Raw genomic sequence first — 17,938 nt, forward strand, 5'->3', positions numbered from 1 at the left:
ACAAAATTGTTGAAAAAGGTGATTGTGTACAAACTGCCCACCACGCGCTCAGTCGTCATCGCCCGCGAAGGCGGGCGATCCAGTATCCCAGAGGCAGCGACGAATACGGAGAAGCCGCGGCGTACTGGATTCCCCGCTTTCGCGGGGAATGAAAGGAATGCGATTTGACAACTACTCCACCAGCAGCACGTCCACCGCGACGCCGAGCTTCTGCTTCGGCGAGCCGACGATGATGCCGTCGACCGGCGAGACGTCGGAGAAGTCGCGGCCGACAGCGAGCACGATGTGATCGTTGGCGACCAGGAGATCGTTGGTCGGATCGAAATCGACCCAGCCGAGCTCAGGCCCGCACCACAGCGACACCCAGGCGTGCGTGGCATCGGCGCCTTGCAGGCGCGGCTGACCGGGCGGCGGGATGGTGCGCAAATAGCCGCTGACATAGGCCGCAGGCAGCCCGAGCCCGCGAAGTCCTGCGATCATCACATGGGCAAAGTCCTGACAGACGCCATGGCGCTTGTCGAACACCTCGTTGAGTGGCGTCGAGATCACCGTCGCCTTCGGATCGTAGCGAAATTCGCTGCGGATGCGATGCATCAGATCGACAGCGCCGGCGAGGATGCCGGCGCCGGACGCAAAGCTCATCGCAGCATAGGCGCTGACGGGACGCAGCACGGGCACCAGCGGGCTCGCGAAGACGTAGCCGACCGGTGACGACGGCCCGAGGCTCGTCGCCTCGAAGGCGAGATCGCGGATGCCTTCCCAGGGCGGACTGAAGGCATCGCGCGGCGGCGGCGTTCGCGACACCGACACGCGGGAGCGAGAATCGATGCGCAGGTTTCGATGCGGCGCCTCGATCACGACGCTCTCCGTCAGCGTGCCGAAGAAATCGCGCCTGGCATGGCGGTCCGCAGGCCGCGGCCGGATCTCGACGTGGTGCGAGATGAGTTGTTGCCCGTCGCCGGTTTTCGGCTCGAGCCGCAGCGTGCAGCGGGCGAAGCTGACCGGACTCTCATAAGAATAGGTCGTGACGTGACGGATGTCGTAGATCACGCCAGCCCCGTCAGCTTTTCCGGCCGGCTGGCGTTGGGACCGTGCGGGAAGTAATGCAGCCCGATCGCCTCCGCGAGGTTGAGCAGGTCCTGCTCGAGCGAGAACAGCGTCTTGACCTCGAGCTTCTCGGCCTCGGCCGTGGCGAGCATCGCCTGCACGGCGACTGCAAGTCGTTGCGGCTTCTCGATCAGGCCGTACTCCTTCAGGCTCGGCAGCGCTGCGATGTGCTCGTTCAGGCTTGCGACCTGGAAGGCCACCGAGCGCGGATTGTAGGTGTCGAGCACCGCGAGATCGCGTACCGGCGCGAGCAGTGGCGCCAGCAAATAGCGAGAGCGATAGGTGATCTGGCAATCGACCAGCGTGAGGAGCACGTCGAGGTCCTCGTCGCCCGCCTCGTCATAGGCGAACTGCCGCGCAAAGCGAGTGGTGTTGATGGCGCGCTCGGCGCGGCGGCCCATGTCGAGGAAGCGCCAGCCGGCAGCGCGATTCATGTTCTCCTGCGCAAGGCCGGCAAAGCTCGCGAGTTCCTGCAAGGTGAGCTCGGCGGCGCTGAGCACGCTGTCGTCGTCCTCGACCTCATAGGCGAGCCGATCGGTCATCTCGGTGATGACCTGCCAGGCGTCGGGGGACAACCGCTCACGCAGACCGGTTGCCGTGCGTTGCGCCGCGCGCACCAGCGACAGCGCCGAGCCGAAACGGTCGGGGCTTTGCAGTGCTTCGGCCGCGATCCGTCCGGGGACCGTGCGCGAGGCTTGGGAGATCGCGCCCCAGGCGACGAGGATGCGCTGGATGCGCTCGGCCGACTGCATCGCGGTCGATGCGCCCTTGTTGTTGGGTCCGCGCATCGGCGAGCCGAGCGCGCGCACCAGCCGCAGCGTGGCCTCGGCGCGTTCGAGATAGCGGCCGAGCCAGAACAGATTGTCGGCGGCACGGCTCGGCAGCACGCCGGCGATGCGGCGGATCCGCACCTTGTCGGTCGCGGGCAGCAGCGTCGCGGTGGAGACCTGCTTCTCCGAGACGACCCAGACGTCGGCGGCGCGCGCGCCATCGCCCATCGACACGGCGCGCGCGTCGGCCTGTTCGGCGATCCGACAGAAGCCACCGGGCATGATGGTCCAGCCGTCGGGCGTGGCCGCCGCGAACACGCGCAGCACGAAGGGGCGCGGGGTGAGCTGGCCCTGCTCCCACACCGGCATGGTCGACAGCCGCACCACCTCCTGGCCGACATAATCCATCCCGCGCCCGCCGATCGCATCGATCAGCCGCTGCCGCTCTGCTGCATCGAGCTCGCTCGCAAGCACCGGCCCCGTGCCGTGGAAGCCGGGAACACCACGGCGATAGGCGCCCTCGATCGCGACCTCGTCAAGCCGCGACAAGACCTCCTCACGCGCCGAGCGCTGGCCGCACCACCAGGTCGCGATGTGCGGCATCTTCAAGTCCTCGCCGAGCAGGCGACGGCTCAACGCCGGCAGGAAGCCGAGCAGCGCCCTCGCCTCCAGCACGCCGGAGCCGGGCATGTTGGCGACGACGACGCCATCCTTGCGCAGCACGTCGATCAGCCCGGGCACACCTAACCGCGAGGAGGCGTCGAGCTCGAGCGGATCGAGCGAATTGGAATCGACCCGGCGCAGGAGCACGTCGAGTCGCTTGAGGCCTGCGACGGTGCGGATGTGGATGCGGTTGTCGCTGACTGCGAGATCGTCGCCCTCGACCAGCAGGAAGCCGAGATAGCGCGCAAGCGTCGCGTGCTCGAAGTAGGTCTCGCTGAAGCTGCCGGGTGTCAGCACGCCGATGCGCGGCTCGTCGCGATCGGCGCTGGCGCGAAGGCTATCCCGAAAGGCCTCGAAGAACGGCGCGACGCGCGGCACGTTCATCGACTTGTAGAGATCGGCAAAGGCCCGCGACAGCACCAGGCGGTTTTCCAGCGCGTAGCCAGCCCCCGACGGCGCCTGGGTGCGGTCGCCGAGCACCCACCAGCGCCCGTCGGGGCCCCGGCCGACATCGGCGGCATAGATCGACAGGTACCGCCCGCCGGGCGGCGCCACGCCGCAGACAGGCCGCAGATATTCGGCGCTGCCGGCGATCGCAGCGGCAGGGAGCGCGCCTTCGGCGACCAGCCGGCCCTCGCCATAGATGTCGCGCAGCACAAGTTCGAGAAGCTGGGCACGTTGCTTGATGCCGGCCGAGAGCTGCTGCCAGTCGGCCTCGTCGATCAGAAGCGGCAGATGGCTGAGCGACCAGGGCCGGTCGGCGCTGTCGCCCGGTGCGCGATAGGTGACGCCGGCCTCGCGCAAATGCCGGTCAGCCATAGCGATGCGCCGCTCGATCTCGTCGGGTGCCAGCGCGCCAAAGGCGTCGAAGAAACGGCTCCAGACGGCGCGCGGGGCGCCATCGGGACCGAGGAATTCGTCGGGGATGCCAGGCAGCCGGCTATAGTCGCGGACCCATTGCGCGACGCGGCGCTGGCTGAGGCGCCTGCCGGCCTGGCCTTCTCCGTCGGTCGCGCCCTCGCCCATGCACCACTCCCTGCCCCATCACCATACTCAATGCAGGAGCGGCGTGCGCAAGTCGAGGGTCAGCGGAAACTCAATTGTGCGTTCCTCCGGCGGCGGCTGGCTGGGGCCCGGCGTATGGCCGTGGTCCTGGAAGCGGGCCAGCCGCCGCGCCTCGGCCTCGTAGGTGTTGACCGGCTTGGTGTCGTAGTTGCGCCCTCCGGGATGGGCGACGTGATAGACGCAACCGCCCAGCGAGCGGCCGTTCCAGGTATCGATGAGATCGAATGTCAGGGGCGCGTGGACCGGGATGGTTGGGTGCAGGCCGGAGGCCGGCTGCCAGGCCTTGAAGCGGACGCCGGCCACCGCTTCTGCCGAGCGTCCCGTCGGGGTCATCGGCAGGCGGCGGCCGTTGCAGGTCACGACATGGCGGCCCTCGATGAAGCCTTCCGCCTTCACCTGAAGCCGCTCAACCGAACTATCAACATAGCGCACGGTGCCGCCGGCCGAACCCTCCTCGCCGAGCACATGCCAGGGCTCCAGCGCCTGGCGCAATTCCAGCGTCACGCCGCCATGATGGACCCGGCCAAAGGCGGGGAAACGGAATTCGAGCTGAGCCAGATACCATTCCGGCTCAAAGGGATAGCCCGATTGCTTCAACTCAGAAAGCACGTCAACGAAATCCTCCCAGATGAAGTGAGGCAACATGAAGCGATCATGCAGAGCCGTGCCCCAACGCACGAACTTGCCGGCTTGCGGTTCGCGCCAGAGCTTTGCGATCAGCGCGCGGACCAGGAGCTGCTGGGCCAGCGACATGCGCGGATCGGGCGGCATTTCGAGCGCGCGGAATTCGACCAGGCCGAGCCGCCCCGTCGGGCCTTCCGGCGAATAGAGCTTATCGATGCAAATCTCGGCGCGATGGGTGTTACCGGTGATGTCGACGAGCAGATGCCGGAACAGCCGGTCCACCAGCCACAGCGGCGTTTGATAGCCCGGCGGGGGCACGTGCGAGAGCGCGATCTCGAGCTCGTAGATGCTGTCATGGCGCGCCTCGTCGATACGCGGCGCCTGGCTGGTCGGGCCGATGAACAGGCCGGAGAAGAAATAGGACAGCGACGGATGGCGCTGCCAGTACAGCACCAGGCTCTTCAACAAATCGGGCCGGCGCAGGAACGGCGAGTCCTGCGGGCTCGAGCCGCCGACCACGACGTGGTTGCCGCCGCCGGTGCCGGTGTGGCGACCATCGACCAGGAAGCGGTTGGCACCGAGCCGCACCTTCGCGGCGTCCTCATAAAGACCCGAGGTGATCTCGACCGCCTCGCGCCAGTTCTTCGCCGGCTGGATGTTGATCTCGATCACGCCAGGATCGGGCGTCACCTTGATGACGTCAAGGCGCGGATCGAATGGCGGCGGATAGCCCTCGACATGAACCGGAAGCTGAATCTCCTCGGCGGTGGCTTCGAGCGCGGCGATCAGTTCGAGATAATCCTCGATCCGCTCGACCGGCGGCATGAAGGCGCAGAGCACGCCGTCTCGGATTTCGACCGCCATCGCGGTGCGCACCGGGATCGCCGTATTGAGATATTCAGGCGCAACCCGCGGCGGCGATGGCGGCCGCGGCATGCGGCTGAACACCGGCAGCTGCTTGCGCACCTCCATCGGGTCCTGCTCGATGATGTACGGATATTGGTTGGGCGGGACGTAGCCGAGCGAGCCCATCGGCAGCCGCAAGCCCAAGGGAGAGTCTCCCGGGGTCAGGAACAGATGGCTCCGCCGCAGACCCCAGCGTTCGCTGCGCCAGCGCGGCGGCGCATTCCAACGCTGCACCGGCAGCACGAACCCGCGCGGCGTGCCGAGCCCCTGGTCGAACACCCGCGCCATCCGCGCCCGCGCCTCCGGATCAGACAGCTTGGAGTCGGAGGGATCGACATTGACGGGAAGGTCGGCTTCCTTCTGCAGCCAATAGGCGGGATCTTCATACGCCGGCATGATGTAACCGGGGTCGAGCCCGAGCCGCGCCGCCGTACCCGCCATGAAGGCCTCGGCATCCCCAACCTCGGCGCGGCGGGGGGTCTCGACCTTCGCGATCAGGTCGGCATTCTTCCAGATCGGGACGCCGTCCTTGCGCCAGTAGAGTCCAAAGGCCCAGCGCGGCAGGCTTTCGCCCGGATACCATTTGCCCTGGCCGTAGTGCAGCAGACCACCCGGCGCGAACCGCGTGCGCAAGCGGCGGATCAGATCGTCCGCGAGCGCACGCTTGGTCGGGCCAACGGCCTCGGTGTTCCACTCCGGCGCTTCGAGATCGTCGACGGACACGAAAGTCGGCTCGCCACCCATGGTGAGCCGCACATCCTGGGCAGCGAGATCGCCGTCGACCTGCTCGCCGAGCTCATTGAGCCGGGCCCAGGCTTCATCAGAAAAAGGCTTTGTAATGCGAGGCGCTTCGCGGATGCGCTTCACGCTCATCTCGAAGGCGAACTCGACCTCGGCAAAGCCGGCGCTGCCGGAGATCGGCGCGGCCGAACGGTAATGCGGCGTCGCGGCCACCGGAATGTGCCCCTCGCCTGCCAGCATGCCGGAGGTCGCATCGAAACCAATCCAGCCCGCGCCCGGCAGATAAACCTCAGCCCAGGCATGCAGGTCGGTGAAATCGTTCTCCACCTCCGGCGGTCCCTCGATCGGATCGATGTCGGGACGGATCTGAATCAGGTAACCGGAGACGAAGCGCGCTGCGAGACCGAGATGGCGCAGCGTCTGGATCAGGAGCCAGGCGGAGTCGCGGCAAGAGCCTGCACCCGAGGACAAGGTCTCCTCCGGGATTTGCACGCCCGGCTCCATGCGGATGATGTACCGTACCCGCTTTTGCAGCTCGCGATTGAGATCAACCAAGAAGTTGACGGTGTTGCTGGCCTCACGCGGGATCGTGGCGAGATATTCGGCAAACAGGGGACCTGGTGTGATGGTCTCGAGATATGGCGCAAGCTCGGTCTTCAGATCCTTGGGGTACTGAAAGGGAAAGCTGTCGGCATAGGGCTCGACGAAGAAATCGAACGGGTTGACCACGGTCATCTGAGCCGTGAAATCCACCTCGATCTTAAGCTCCGTCGTCTTCTCCGGAAAAACGTAGCGCGCCAGCCAGTTGCCTTGCGGGTCCTGCTGCCAGTTCACGAAATGATTGGGCGGCGTAACCTTGAGCGAATAGCTCAGGATCGGTGTCCGCGTATGCGGCGCTGGCCGCAAGCGGATGGTCTGCGGGCCTAGATCGATCGGACGGTCGTATTTGTAGTGCGTGACGTGATGCAATGCGACGTAGATCGACACGGATGCGGTGCTCCAGCAGCTTTTTTGAGCAGAACACCTGATGTCATCGCGATCAAGCACTAACAACGGGCAGCGCGTGCCTAGGAAGTATCCGCCGTAGCCCGGATGGAGCGAAGCGTACTCCGGGACAATCGATCCAGGAATGACGAACCCCGGATTGCGCTTCGCTCCATCCGGGCTACGCGGTGACGCTACATCGTGGCGCCAATCACCCAGGGCGCAAACTCGGCGCCACCGAAATCAAAGCTCTCGCTCTTGGTCGGCTGTCCCGAGGCCGTCTTCAGGATCAGATCGAAGATGCGCTGGCCGCACTCTTCGACCGTCTCGGAGCCTTCGAGGACGGTGCCGCAATTGACGTCCATGTCCTCTTCCATGCGTTTGTACATCGGCGTGTTGGTCGCAAGCTTGATCGACGGCGCGGGCTTGCAGCCGAACACGCTGCCGCGCCCCGTCGTGAAGCAAACGAGATTGGCGCCGCCTGCTACCTGGCCGGTCGCGGCAACCGGGTCGTAGCCGGGCGTGTCCATGAACACAAAGCCCTTCTTCGTCACAGGCTCGGCATAGCGCAGCACGTCGACGAGATTGGTGGTGCCGGCCTTGGCCATCGCGCCGAGTGACTTCTCGAGGATCGTGGTGAGGCCGCCGGCCTTGTTGCCGGGGCTCGGATTGGCGTTCATCTCGGCGCCTTCGCGCTCGGTATACTCTTCCCACCAGCGCATGAGATCGACGAGCTTTTCGCCGACTTCGCGGCTGACCGCACGGCGCGTGAGCAGATGTTCTGCGCCGTAGGTCTCCGGCGTCTCCGACAGGATCACGGTGCCGCCGTGACGCACGATGAGATCGCTGGCCGCGCCGAGCGCGGGATTGGCTGATACACCGGAATAGCCATCCGAGCCGCCACATTGCAGCGCCACGGTCAGCTCGCTTGCCGGTACCGCTTCGCGTTTCACCTTGTTGGCGTCCGCAAGAGCCTCGCGTACGAAGGCAACGCCGGCCTCGACCGTCTTGCGGGTGCCGCCGACCTCCTGGATGTCCATCGCGCGCAGGCGCCCGGCGAGCTTCTGCTCCTCCATCAGGCCGCCGATCTGGTTCACCTCGCAGCCAAGACCGAGCACGATCACGTGCGAGAAATTGACGTGCCGCGCATAGCCGCCGAGCGTGCGGCGGAGCAGCGCCAAAGGCTCATTCTGCGTCATGCCGCAGCCGGTCTTGTGCGTCAGTGCGACCACGCCGTCGACGTTGGGGAATTCGGCCAACGGATTTTCGCCGGTGAAGGGATTCTTCTTGAAGACGTCGGCGACGAGACCAGCGACATGCGCGCTGCAATTCACCGAGGTCAGGATGCCTATATAGTTGCGCGTGGCGACGCGGCCGTCGGGGCGGCGGATACCCTCGAAGGTCGCAGGCAGATCGAAATTCGGCGTCGGCTTGACGTCGGCGCAATAGGCATAGTCCTTGGCAAAATCGCCCATGCCGCAATTCTGCGTGTGGACGTGCTGGCCGGGTGCGATCGGCGCGGTGGCAAAGCCGATGATCTGGCCATAACGCCTGACCGGCTCGCCGACAGCAATCGGCTTGATCGCGACCTTGTGCCCCGACGGGATGCGGTCGACCGTCGTCACGCCGTCAGCCACCACCGTTCCGGGCGGCAGGCTGGCACGCGCGATCACCACGCCATCATCAGGATGCAGGCGGATGACGGGGGCTGGGGTCATGATCGTTCTCCTTGGTCTTCAAAAGTATCGTGCCCCGGATGCTGCGCAGCGCGCAAGCGGTGCGCTGCTGATCCGGGGCCCACACGTGACGTCGGCAACTGGGTCCCGGCTCTGCGACGCGTCACTGCGTGCCGCACCGCGTCCGGGACACGCCAGATCAAGCCTTGCCGCCGGAATCCTTCCGGGTCTGGTTCACCTGCATCTTGGCGTAGATCGACATCAACCCGACCTCGTTCGCCAGTGTCACCAGCTTGAAGCCCATATTGATGGCGCGCGCGGCGCCTTCCGCACCACTGCAATGGATGCCGGCGTTGAGACCGCGCTTGCCACATTCCTTGATGATCTTCTCGTAGATCGCAAGAATCTCAGGCTCGGTGCGGTCGAGCTTGGGCTCGAGCCCGTAGGAGAAGCCGAGGTCGGACGGGCCGATATAGACGCCGTCGATACCCTCGACGTCGAGGATAGCTTCCATGTTCTCGACCGCCGTCCTGGTCTCCATCATCGGCAGCAACACGGTCTCGTCGTTCGCCGTCTTCTGGTACGTGCCCGCGGTGCCGTACATGCCGGCGCGGATCGGCCCGTTGGAGCGCACGCCCTTCGGAGGATACTTCGAATAGGAGACGAGGTTCCTGGCTTCCTGCGGCGTGTTGACCATCGGGCAGATAATGCCGTAGGCGCCGCCATCGAGCACCTTGCCGATGATGCCGGGTTCGTTCCAGGGCACGCGCACCATCGGCGTCACGGGATGCTTGTCCATCGCCTGGAAGCACTGAACCATCGACAGATAGTCCTGCACGCCGTGCTGCATGTCGACGGTGACGCTGTCGAAGCCGCATTGCGCGATCACCTCGGCCGAGAAGCCGGAGGGGATCGCAAGCCACGCATTGACGACGGCCTTGCCCGACTTCCAGATTTCTTTGACTTTATTCGCCACGTTGCCTTCCTTCCCTGTTGGTCTACTCGCCGTCATTGCGAGCGAAGCGAAGCAATCCAGAATTCGTCCGCGGCAACACTCTGGATTGCTTCGTCGCTGGCGCTCCTCGCAATGACGAAATTGAACTAGCTCGTCGCCCTCTGAATACTGCTCTCGCTGACACCGACATCGCGGGCAGTATTCACTATCGCCGCCCAGGTGTCGTCCGGCAAGGGCACGCCGTTCCGGGTGCGCTCGGCCCGGGTCTTCCTTTCGGGATCGCCGGGGACCAGGACCTGCTCGACACCGGCCATCGGCTTGGTGGCCCGGATGAAGTCGACATAGCGCGACACTTCGGCATCGAAAACATCTGATGTGTCGACCACTTTGGGGTCGACGAAGAACGCCAGCATGCCATTGGCGAAGCGGCGGCCGCCTGAGGTAGCGCCGGTTCCGGTCAGCGCGCCGCCGAGCAGCTCGCAAATGAAGGCCAGGCCCGAGCCCTTGTGCTCGCCAAAGGCGCGAATCGCGCCCGTTCCCTGAGTGTGGTCGCGCGGTCCGTCGGGCGTATACGGCCCATAGAGCACGACAGGGTCTTCGCTTAAGCTGCCGTCGGAATCCACCAACGCGCCCTTTGGCAACTTCTTGCCGCCACGGCTTGCGACCAGCACCTTGCCTTCGGCGACGATCGATGTCGCAAAGTCCAGCACGATCGGGTCCTGCCCCTCGCGCGGAATGCCGACGCAATAGGGAGCTGTCGACAGTCGCTTCTGCACGCCTCCGAACGGCGCGACCAGCAGCGAGCCGGCAGCGTTGACGAAATAGACCGAGACCAGCCCTTCGGCCGCGGCCATCTCGGCCCAGTCGCCGACGCGGCCGATATGACCGGCATTGCGCAGAGCGACCGCCGCGAGGCCCCCCTTCTTGCACTTCTCGATGCCGATCTTCACCGCCTGCGGCGCAACCGTCTGGCCGTAGCCGAACCTGCCGTCGACCACCGCGAGCGAGGGCGTATCAAGCACCACTTCCGCGTTCTGGTTCGGGATTACGTTCCCCGTCTTCTTCCAGCGGATGTAGACGGGCACGCGGATCACGCCGTGGCTGTCATGGCCGGTGAGATTGGCGGTGGTCAGATACGTCGCGATGCGTCTGGCTTCCTCGGACGAGGACTCCGCGTGCGAAAAAACCTCCGTGACGAAGTCGATCAGCTTCTCAACCTGAATGGTGACCATACGGGTCTATTTGCCTCTTGTTCCCTGCCGGATGAGCTAGCGCAGATGCGGCATCATCCGGTCCCGGCGCCGATTTTTGGGCGGATCGGCTTGGGCGGCACTTTGAGCGAAAAAAACCGACCGTGTCCATGCTTCTTGCCGCATCCGCGCGCATATCTGCTTTTCACTCCTCGGCTATTGCCTCATCGGCACTTCCAAGTCCTGCAAGGCTCTGCTCGAGCTCGCCCAGCATCTCCTGAAGCTCCGAGAGCTTGCGTGCGCCAAAGCGCCGCGTGATCTCGGCATAGATCGCTTCCGACGTCGGCGCCACGGCCGCCATGAGCTTCACGCCCTTCTCGGAGATCGACACCATGCTGCGGCGCTGATCGGCTTTCGCTGTCTTCCGTTCGATCAGGTGGCGAGCTTCGAGATCACGCAGGATACGCGACAGGCTGGGCCCAAGCAGAAACGCCGTGCGCGCGAGTTCCGTGACCTCGACAGCGTCGATGGCCGCGAGCGCTCGCAGTATGCGCCATTGCTGCTCGGTGAGACCATGCTGGCGCAGCGATGGCCGGAACTGCCGCATCACCGCTTCGCGCGCCCTCAGCAGCGACATCGGCAGCGAACGCGAAAACTCGCGCATTGGGACCTGCCGGGTGGCAGGCACGCCTCCATTCGCAGGATCAGCCGGTCTCTTCTTCAAGATGATGCTCCGCCCTCAAATCCAAAAACGTTTGCACTGCAGCAAACCAGAATAGGGTTTGACGAATTCATTTAACATGTTAAGTATCTCTCGGCACCACGATTTGTAATGTCAGAGATGGCGCTTTCCAACGACGATATTCTGAACTGCGCGAGGCGTCTGCACCAGGCGGAGAAGACGCGCACGCAAATCAGGCAGCTCTCGCAGGACTATCCCGCGATCACCATCGCTGATGCTTACGCGATTCAGAAGGCCTGGGTCGACATCAAGCTCGCCGAGGGCCGCATCGTCAAAGGCCACAAGATCGGCCTGACCTCGAAGGCGATGCAGAGCGCGCTCAACATCGACGAACCGGATTCCGGCGTGCTGCTCGACGACATGTTCTTCGCCGATGGCGGGCTGGTGCCGACGGGCCGCTTCATCGCGACGCGCGTCGAAGCCGAACTCGCCTTCATCATGAGCAAGCGGCTTTCGGGCCCAGACTGCACGATGTTCGATGTGCTCAATGCCACCGACTTCGTGGTGCCCGCGCTCGAGATTCTGGACACGCGTATCGAACGCGTCGATCCCAAGACCAAAGCAACGCGGAAAATCTTCGACACCATCGCCGACAATGCAGCCAATGCCGGCATCGTGCTCGGCGGCCGACCGATCCGCCCCTTGGAAGCCGACCTGCGCTGGATCGGCGCGCTCTGCTTCAAGAACGGCCAGCTCGAGGAGACCGGTCTTGCCGCCGGCGTGCTCAATCATCCCGCGACCGCCGTTGCCTGGCTTGCCAACAAGATCGCGCCGCTCGGTCTTGCGCTCGAGCCCGGCCAGGTCGTGCTCGCCGGCTCTTTCATCCGTCCGATCGAGGCCCGCAAGGGCGACACAATTCAAGCCGATTATGGCGCCTACGGCTCGGTGAGCTGCTACTTCGCCTGACGAACGAGAAGCACAGGGAGTGAAACCGCCATGCCGCATTTCACCATCGAGTATTCGGCCAATCTCGATGGCCGCGTCGACATGGGCGCGCTGTGCGAGATCGTGCGCAAGGCGGCGGTGGAGACCGGCATCTTCCCGCTCGGCGGCATCCGCGTCCGCGCGATCAAGTGCCAGCATTACGCGATCGCCGACGGAAGCAAGGACCTTGCCTTTCTCGACATGGTGCTGCGCATTGGCGAAGGTCGCGATCTCGCCACTCGCAAGACAGCCGGCGAGCACGTCTTCCAGGCGCTCTCCAGGCATCTCGATCCCGTCTTCGCAAGCTCGAAATTCGCCCTGTCGTTCGACATGCAGATCAACGACAAGGAAACGAGCTGGAAACGCAACAACATCCACGATGCCCTGAAAGCAGAGGCCGCCCATGGATAAGCCCGCGCCGAAAGCCGACGTCTTCCAGGCCAACCGCGAGCGCGTCGCGCCGCTGCTGAAGAAATTGCATGCCGACGGCATCGGCCACATGATCGACGGCAAGACCGTCGCCTCGATCTCTGGCGAGACCTTCGAGACAAAGTCGCCGGTCGATGGCACCACGCTCGCAAGCGTCGCCCGCGGCAATGCCGAGGATATCGACCGTGCCGCGACCGCCGCCGCGACTGCCTTCAAGTCCTGGCGCGACATGGGACCTGCGATGCGGCGCAAGCTGCTTCATCGGGTGGCTGATGCGATCGAGGACAATGCCGACGACATCGCCGTGCTTGAATGCATCGATACGGGCCAGGCCTATCGCTTCATGGCCAAGGCCGCGATCCGCGCCGCCGAGAATTTTCGCTTCTTCGCCGACAAATGCGCCGAGACGCGAGACGGCCTGAACACGCCGAGCGAGGAGCACTGGAACGTCTCGACGCGCGTGCCGATCGGCCCCGTCGGCGTGATCACGCCGTGGAACACGCCGTTCATGCTCTCGACCTGGAAGATTGCGCCTGCGTTGGCGGCGGGCTGCACGGTCGTGCACAAGCCGGCCGAGTGGTCGCCGGTCACCGCCGATCTGCTCGCCAAGCTCGCCAAGCAGGCCGGTATCCCCGATGGCGTGCTCAACACCGTGCACGGCTTCGGCGAAGAGGCCGGCAAGACGCTGACCGAGCATCCCGCGATCAAGGCGATCGGCTTCGTTGGCGAGAGCGCGACGGGCTCGGCGATCATGAAACAGGGCGCGCCGACCCTGAAGCGCGTGCATTTCGAACTCGGCGGCAAAAATCCGGTGATCGTGTTCGACGATGCGGATCTCGACCGCGCGCTCGATGCGGTCGTGTTCATGATCTACTCGCTCAACGGCGAGCGCTGCACTTCTTCCAGCCGGCTTTTGATCCAGGCGAGCATCGCCGAAAAATTCGTCGAAAAGCTCACGGCGCGCGTGAAGGCACTAAGGGTCGGCCATCCCCTCGATCCTGCTACCGAGATCGGGCCGCTGATCCACGAGCGGCATCTCGCCAAGGTCTGTTCTTATTTCGACATCGCCCGCGAGGACGGCGCGGTCATTGCCGCCGGTGGCAAGGCGCATGACGGCCCCGGCGGCGGACACTACGTTCAGCCGACGCTGATCACCGGTGCGCATTCCAAGATGCGGGTGGCGCAGGAAGAGGTGTTCGGGCCGTTCCTCACCGTGCTCCCCTTCCGCGACGAGACCGACGCGATCGAGATCGCCAACGACATCCGTTACGGCCTCACCGGCTATGTCTGGACCAACGACATGGGACGCGCGCTACGCGTCGCGGACGCGCTCGAAGCCGGCATGATCTGGTTGAACTCGGAAAACGTCCGCCATTTGCCGACGCCATTCGGCGGCATGAAGGCCTCAGGCATCGGCCGCGACGGCGGCGACTATTCGTTCGATTTCTACATGGAAACCAAGCACGTCTCGCTCGCGCGGGGCACGCACAAGATTCAGAAACTGGGGATCTAGAACAACCGTCGTTCCGGTGCGGCGCGCAGCGCGAACCCGGAACCTCTAGATTCCGGGTTCTTCGAGCCGCCCCGGAATGACAATCTGAGGGGAAACGCAATGCCCGCACCGCAACACGTCTTCGAGCCGCCCTTCAACATCATCCGCTCGAGCCATGCCGTGCTCGACGTGACTGATCTGAAGCTCAGCCGCGAATTTTACGAGACCACCGTCGGATTGCATGTCGAGGATTCCGACGACAACGTCGTGTACCTGCGCGGCGTGGAAGAGCATCAGCATCATTCGCTGGTGCTGCGCAAGGCCGCCGTGCCGGCGTGCAACCGCCTCGGCTTCAAGGTCGGCAACGAGAAGGATCTCGACAACGCGACTGCGTTCCTCACTGAGAACGGCCTCAAGCACGCGTTCGTCGACCAGCCCTTCCAGGGCCGCACGCTGCAATTCACCGATCCCTTCGGATTCCAGATCGAGCTCTACGCATCGATGGAGAAGCGGCCGCATCTCTTGCGCCGCTACGATCTTTACCGGGGGTGCCATCCGCAGCGGCTCGACCATTTCAACGTCTTCGCGGCCGAAGTGCAGGACACGGTCGATTTCTACGCGCGGCTCGGCTTCCGTCTCACCGAATATGCCGAGGAGGACGGGCCGAACGGCCGCATCGCCGCCGCCTGGATGCATCGCAAGGGCAACGTCCACGACTTTGCCATCACCAACGGCAAGGGCCCGCGCCTGCATCATTTCGCCTACTGGACGCCGACCGCGATGAACATCATCCATCTCTGCGACGTCATGGCCTCCCAGGGCTTCGTGAAGAACATCGAGCGCGGTCCCGGACGCCACGGCATCTCGAACGCGTTCTTCCTTTACGTTCGCGATCCCGACGGCCATCGCCTCGAGCTCTACACCAGCGACTACTTTACAGGCGATCACGATCATGAGCCGCTGCGCTGGTCGCTGCGCGATCCCCGCCGGCAGACGCTGTGGGGCGCGCCAGCCCCACGCTCATGGTTCGAGCAGGGCTCGCCGTTCACGGGACAGGCCGTGCGCGAGCCGAAATTCGTGGCCGACGTGCTGGTGGCGGACTGAGTGATGACGCTCCCTCGTATTGCGACCTATTCCGTCAAGGGTGCAACCAAATATGGTGCCGTCGTGGACGGCGGCCTCTTCGACCTCTCCGCGCGCCACGCCAAGGACTATCCGACGCTGCGCGAGGTGATCGCAGCCGGCAAGCTGCTGAGCTTTGCAGAAGACGCTGCCGGCCGTAGGCCGGATCATGCGATCGCCGACATCACCTGGCTGCCGCCCGTGCCTGCGCCGGAAAAGATCATCTGCATCGGTGTCAACTATCCCGACCGCAACGCCGAGTACAAGGACGGCCAGGAGGCGCCAAAATATCCGAGCATGTTCATGCGTTCGCCCCGCTCCTTCGTCGGCCACGAGACACCGCTGGTGCGCCCGCGCGCATCCGCGCAGCTCGACTATGAAGGCGAGATCGTGCTCGTGATCGGCAAGGCCGGCCGGCACATTCCGGAAAGCGCTGCGCTCGACCACATCGCGGGCCTCACACTCTGCAACGAAGGCTCGGTGCGCGACTGGCTGCGGCACGCCAAGTTCAATGTCACGCAAGGCAAGAATTTCGATTCCAGCGGCAGCTTGGGTCCGTGGCTCGTGCCCTATGTGCAGGAGTCGCAGCTCGTGGACGTACGGTTGACCACACGCGTCAACGGCGAGCTCCGGCAGGACGACTCGACCGGCCGGCTGATCTTTCCCTTCCGCTACCTCATCAACTACATCTCGACCTTTGCGACGCTCGTTCCCGGCGACATCATCGTCACGGGAACGCCGACCGGCGCCGGCGCGCGCTTTGATCCGCCGCGCTATCTCAAGCCTGGTGATGTCGTCGAAGTCGAAGCCGAAGGCATCGGCCTGTTGCGCAACGGCGTCGTCGACGAAGCCTGACATCTGGATTGGAAGACAACCATGACCACCCTCACCGGCGGCGAAGCGATCGTAAGCGGCCTTGTCGCCCATGGGGTCGACACCGTGTTCGGCCTGCCGGGCGCGCAGGTCTACGGACTGTTCGACGCCTTCCACCAGGCACAGCTCAAGGTGATCGGCGCGCGGCACGAGCAGGCCTGCGGTTACATGGCGTTCGGCTATGCGCGCGCCAGCGGCAGGCCGGGCGTGTTCAGCGTGGTGCCCGGCCCTGGCGTGCTCAATGCGAGCGCTGCGCTTTTGACCGCCTTTGGCTGCAACGAGCCGGTGCTGTGCGTCACAGGCCAGGTGCCAACGGCATTCCTCGGCAAGGGCCGAGGGCATCTGCACGAAATGCCGGATCAACTCGCGACCCTGCGCAGCTATGTGAAATGGGCTGACAGGATCGAAGCGCCGGCCAACGCGCCGACGGTCGTCGCACGCGCATTCCAGGAGATGCTGTCGGGACGTCGCGGTCCCGCCTCGGTCGAGATGCCCTGGGACATCTTCACGCAGCGCGCCGACACGGCGGCTGCGCAGGTGCTCGCGCCTTTGCCGGCACCACAGCCCGACCCCGACGCAGTGAAGCAAGCCGCTGGCCTGATCAAGGCCGCGAAGGCACCGATGATCTTCGTCGGCAGCGGCGCGATCGATGCGCGCGAAGAAATCCTCGAACTTGCCGAGATGATCGACGCCCCCGTTGTCGCCTTCCGAAGCGGTCGCGGCATCGTCTCCAACGCGCACGACCTTGGGCTCACCATGGCGGCCGCCTACAAGCTGTGGCCGAACACTGATCTCATGATCGGCATCGGCACGCGGCTCGAATTGCCCACCATGTCGCGCTGGCCTTATCGTCCGGACGGATTGAAGAGCATCCGGATCGACATCGATCCCATCGAGATGCGTCGTTTCTCCTCCGACACGGCGGTCATTGCCGATGCCAAGGCCGCGACCGCCGGTCTTGCAGAGGCCGTGCGCAAGTCGGGCTACAGCAAGACCAGCGGCCGCCGCGCCGCGATCCGCGAAGCCACCGCCTCGGCGCAAGCGGAGATCCAGCGCATCCAGCCGCAGATGGCCTATCTCAACATCCTGCGCGAGGTGCTGCCGGCGAACGCGATCGTCACCGACGAATTGTCGCAGGTCGGCTTCGCCTCCTGGTACGGCTTTCCGATCTACGAGCCGCGTACCTTCATCACCTCGGGCTATCAGGGCACGCTCGGCTCCGGCTTCCCCACTGCGCTCGGCGCCAAAGTCGCCAATCCCGACAAGCCGGTCGTCGCGATCACCGGCGACGGCGGCTTCATGTTCGGCGTGCAGGAGCTTGCCACCGCCGTGCAGTTCAACATCGGCGTGGTGACGCTGGTGTTCAACAACAATGCCTATGGCAACGTGCGGCGCGATCAGCGCGAGCGATTTGACGGCCGCGTGGTGGCCTCCGATCTCGTCAATCCGGATTTCGTCAAGCTCGCGGAGTCCTTTGGCGTCGCGGCCGCGCGTGTAACCTCACCGGATCATTTCAAGGCCGCATTGGAGAAGGCACTCGACAATGGTGGGCCGTATCTGCTGTCGATCGAGGTGCCGCGGGATTCCGAAGTGAGCCCGTGGGCGTTCATTCATCCGCCGAAGCCCTGATATCGTTCCGGGGCGGCTCGCAGAGCCGAACCCGGAACCTCGAGAT

Annotated in this window: 13 protein-coding genes; 6 read left to right on the top strand and 7 right to left on the bottom strand. The window is 64.7% G+C overall.

Translation table 11 applies throughout. From position 1 onward, the window contains the following. Positions 1 to 171: 171 nt before the first annotated feature. From Q3C01_RS22975 to hpaR, 7 genes are all read right to left on the bottom strand, one after another. Positions 172 to 1,050 carry a transglutaminase family protein gene (locus tag Q3C01_RS22975; protein WP_458147580.1) on the bottom strand — a complete coding sequence of 293 codons (879 nt, stop codon included), beginning with the start codon at positions 1,048 to 1,050 and terminating at the stop codon, positions 172 to 174. Beyond that, positions 1,047 to 3,566 (bottom strand): circularly permuted type 2 ATP-grasp protein, encoded by a 2,520-nt coding sequence (locus Q3C01_RS22980; RefSeq protein WP_458147581.1) that lies wholly within the window; start codon positions 3,564 to 3,566, stop codon positions 1,047 to 1,049. Before Q3C01_RS22980 ends, Q3C01_RS22975 begins: the two co-directional genes overlap by 4 nt. A gap of 27 nt (positions 3,567 to 3,593) precedes the next feature. After that, on the bottom strand, positions 3,594 to 6,863 hold the full coding sequence (locus Q3C01_RS22985; protein ID WP_458147582.1) for a transglutaminase family protein: 3,270 nt from the start codon (positions 6,861 to 6,863) through the stop codon (positions 3,594 to 3,596). Positions 6,864 to 7,054: 191 nt separating this feature from the next. Further along, positions 7,055 to 8,578, bottom strand: a complete 1,524-nt coding sequence (locus Q3C01_RS22990; RefSeq protein ID WP_458147583.1) for a UxaA family hydrolase — start codon at positions 8,576 to 8,578, stop codon at positions 7,055 to 7,057. 157 nt (positions 8,579 to 8,735) lie between these two features. After that, positions 8,736 to 9,512, bottom strand: a complete 777-nt coding sequence (locus Q3C01_RS22995) for an HpcH/HpaI aldolase family protein (RefSeq protein WP_458147584.1) — start codon at positions 9,510 to 9,512, stop codon at positions 8,736 to 8,738. A 125-nt stretch (positions 9,513 to 9,637) separates the two neighbouring features. Next, positions 9,638 to 10,723 (bottom strand): malate/lactate/ureidoglycolate dehydrogenase, encoded by a 1,086-nt coding sequence (locus Q3C01_RS23000; protein WP_458147585.1) that lies wholly within the window; start codon positions 10,721 to 10,723, stop codon positions 9,638 to 9,640. A gap of 163 nt (positions 10,724 to 10,886) precedes the next feature. Beyond that, positions 10,887 to 11,405, bottom strand: a complete 519-nt coding sequence (gene hpaR, locus Q3C01_RS23005) for a homoprotocatechuate degradation operon regulator HpaR (protein ID WP_458147586.1) — start codon at positions 11,403 to 11,405, stop codon at positions 10,887 to 10,889. A 117-nt stretch (positions 11,406 to 11,522) separates the two neighbouring features. Between hpaR and hpaH the strand changes: the two genes are divergently transcribed. The 6 genes from hpaH to Q3C01_RS23035 all read left to right on the top strand — a co-directional run bounded on the left by hpaH (position 11,523) and on the right by Q3C01_RS23035 (position 17,892). Continuing rightward, positions 11,523 to 12,329, top strand: a complete 807-nt coding sequence (gene hpaH, locus Q3C01_RS23010) for a 2-oxo-hept-4-ene-1,7-dioate hydratase (RefSeq protein ID WP_458147610.1) — start codon at positions 11,523 to 11,525, stop codon at positions 12,327 to 12,329. A gap of 30 nt (positions 12,330 to 12,359) precedes the next feature. After that, positions 12,360 to 12,758 (top strand): 5-carboxymethyl-2-hydroxymuconate Delta-isomerase, encoded by a 399-nt coding sequence (locus Q3C01_RS23015; protein WP_458147587.1) that lies wholly within the window; start codon positions 12,360 to 12,362, stop codon positions 12,756 to 12,758. After that, on the top strand, positions 12,751 to 14,289 hold the full coding sequence (gene hpaE, locus Q3C01_RS23020) for a 5-carboxymethyl-2-hydroxymuconate semialdehyde dehydrogenase (protein ID WP_458147588.1): 1,539 nt from the start codon (positions 12,751 to 12,753) through the stop codon (positions 14,287 to 14,289). Before Q3C01_RS23015 ends, hpaE begins: the two co-directional genes overlap by 8 nt. 99 nt (positions 14,290 to 14,388) lie before the next feature. Continuing rightward, positions 14,389 to 15,372 (top strand): 3,4-dihydroxyphenylacetate 2,3-dioxygenase, encoded by a 984-nt coding sequence (gene hpaD / locus Q3C01_RS23025; RefSeq protein WP_458147589.1) that lies wholly within the window; start codon positions 14,389 to 14,391, stop codon positions 15,370 to 15,372. A 3-nt stretch (positions 15,373 to 15,375) separates the two neighbouring features. Further along, positions 15,376 to 16,245: a fumarylacetoacetate hydrolase family protein gene (locus Q3C01_RS23030; protein ID WP_458147590.1), complete on the top strand. Its 870-nt coding sequence runs from the start codon at positions 15,376 to 15,378 to the stop codon at positions 16,243 to 16,245. Between the two features lie 21 nt (positions 16,246 to 16,266). Beyond that, positions 16,267 to 17,892 (top strand): thiamine pyrophosphate-dependent enzyme, encoded by a 1,626-nt coding sequence (locus Q3C01_RS23035; protein WP_458147591.1) that lies wholly within the window; start codon positions 16,267 to 16,269, stop codon positions 17,890 to 17,892. Positions 17,893 to 17,938: the final 46 nt, after the last annotated feature.

Source organism: Bradyrhizobium sp. UFLA05-109, from assembly GCF_054185165.1.

Coding starts and splice junctions, on each gene's coding strand:
- Q3C01_RS22980 (WP_458147581.1), bottom strand. CDS start 3,566: ATGGGCGAGGGCGCGACCGACGGAGAAGGCCAGGCCGGCAGGCGCCTC.
- Q3C01_RS22990 (WP_458147583.1), bottom strand. CDS start 8,578: ATGACCCCAGCCCCCGTCATCCGCCTGCATCCTGATGATGGCGTGGTG.
- Q3C01_RS23000 (WP_458147585.1), bottom strand. CDS start 10,723: ATGGTCACCATTCAGGTTGAGAAGCTGATCGACTTCGTCACGGAGGTT.
- hpaH (WP_458147610.1), top strand. CDS start 11,523: ATGGCGCTTTCCAACGACGATATTCTGAACTGCGCGAGGCGTCTGCAC.
- Q3C01_RS23015 (WP_458147587.1), top strand. CDS start 12,360: ATGCCGCATTTCACCATCGAGTATTCGGCCAATCTCGATGGCCGCGTC.
- hpaE (WP_458147588.1), top strand. CDS start 12,751: ATGGATAAGCCCGCGCCGAAAGCCGACGTCTTCCAGGCCAACCGCGAG.
- hpaD (WP_458147589.1), top strand. CDS start 14,389: ATGCCCGCACCGCAACACGTCTTCGAGCCGCCCTTCAACATCATCCGC.
- Q3C01_RS23030 (WP_458147590.1), top strand. CDS start 15,376: ATGACGCTCCCTCGTATTGCGACCTATTCCGTCAAGGGTGCAACCAAA.
- Q3C01_RS23035 (WP_458147591.1), top strand. CDS start 16,267: ATGACCACCCTCACCGGCGGCGAAGCGATCGTAAGCGGCCTTGTCGCC.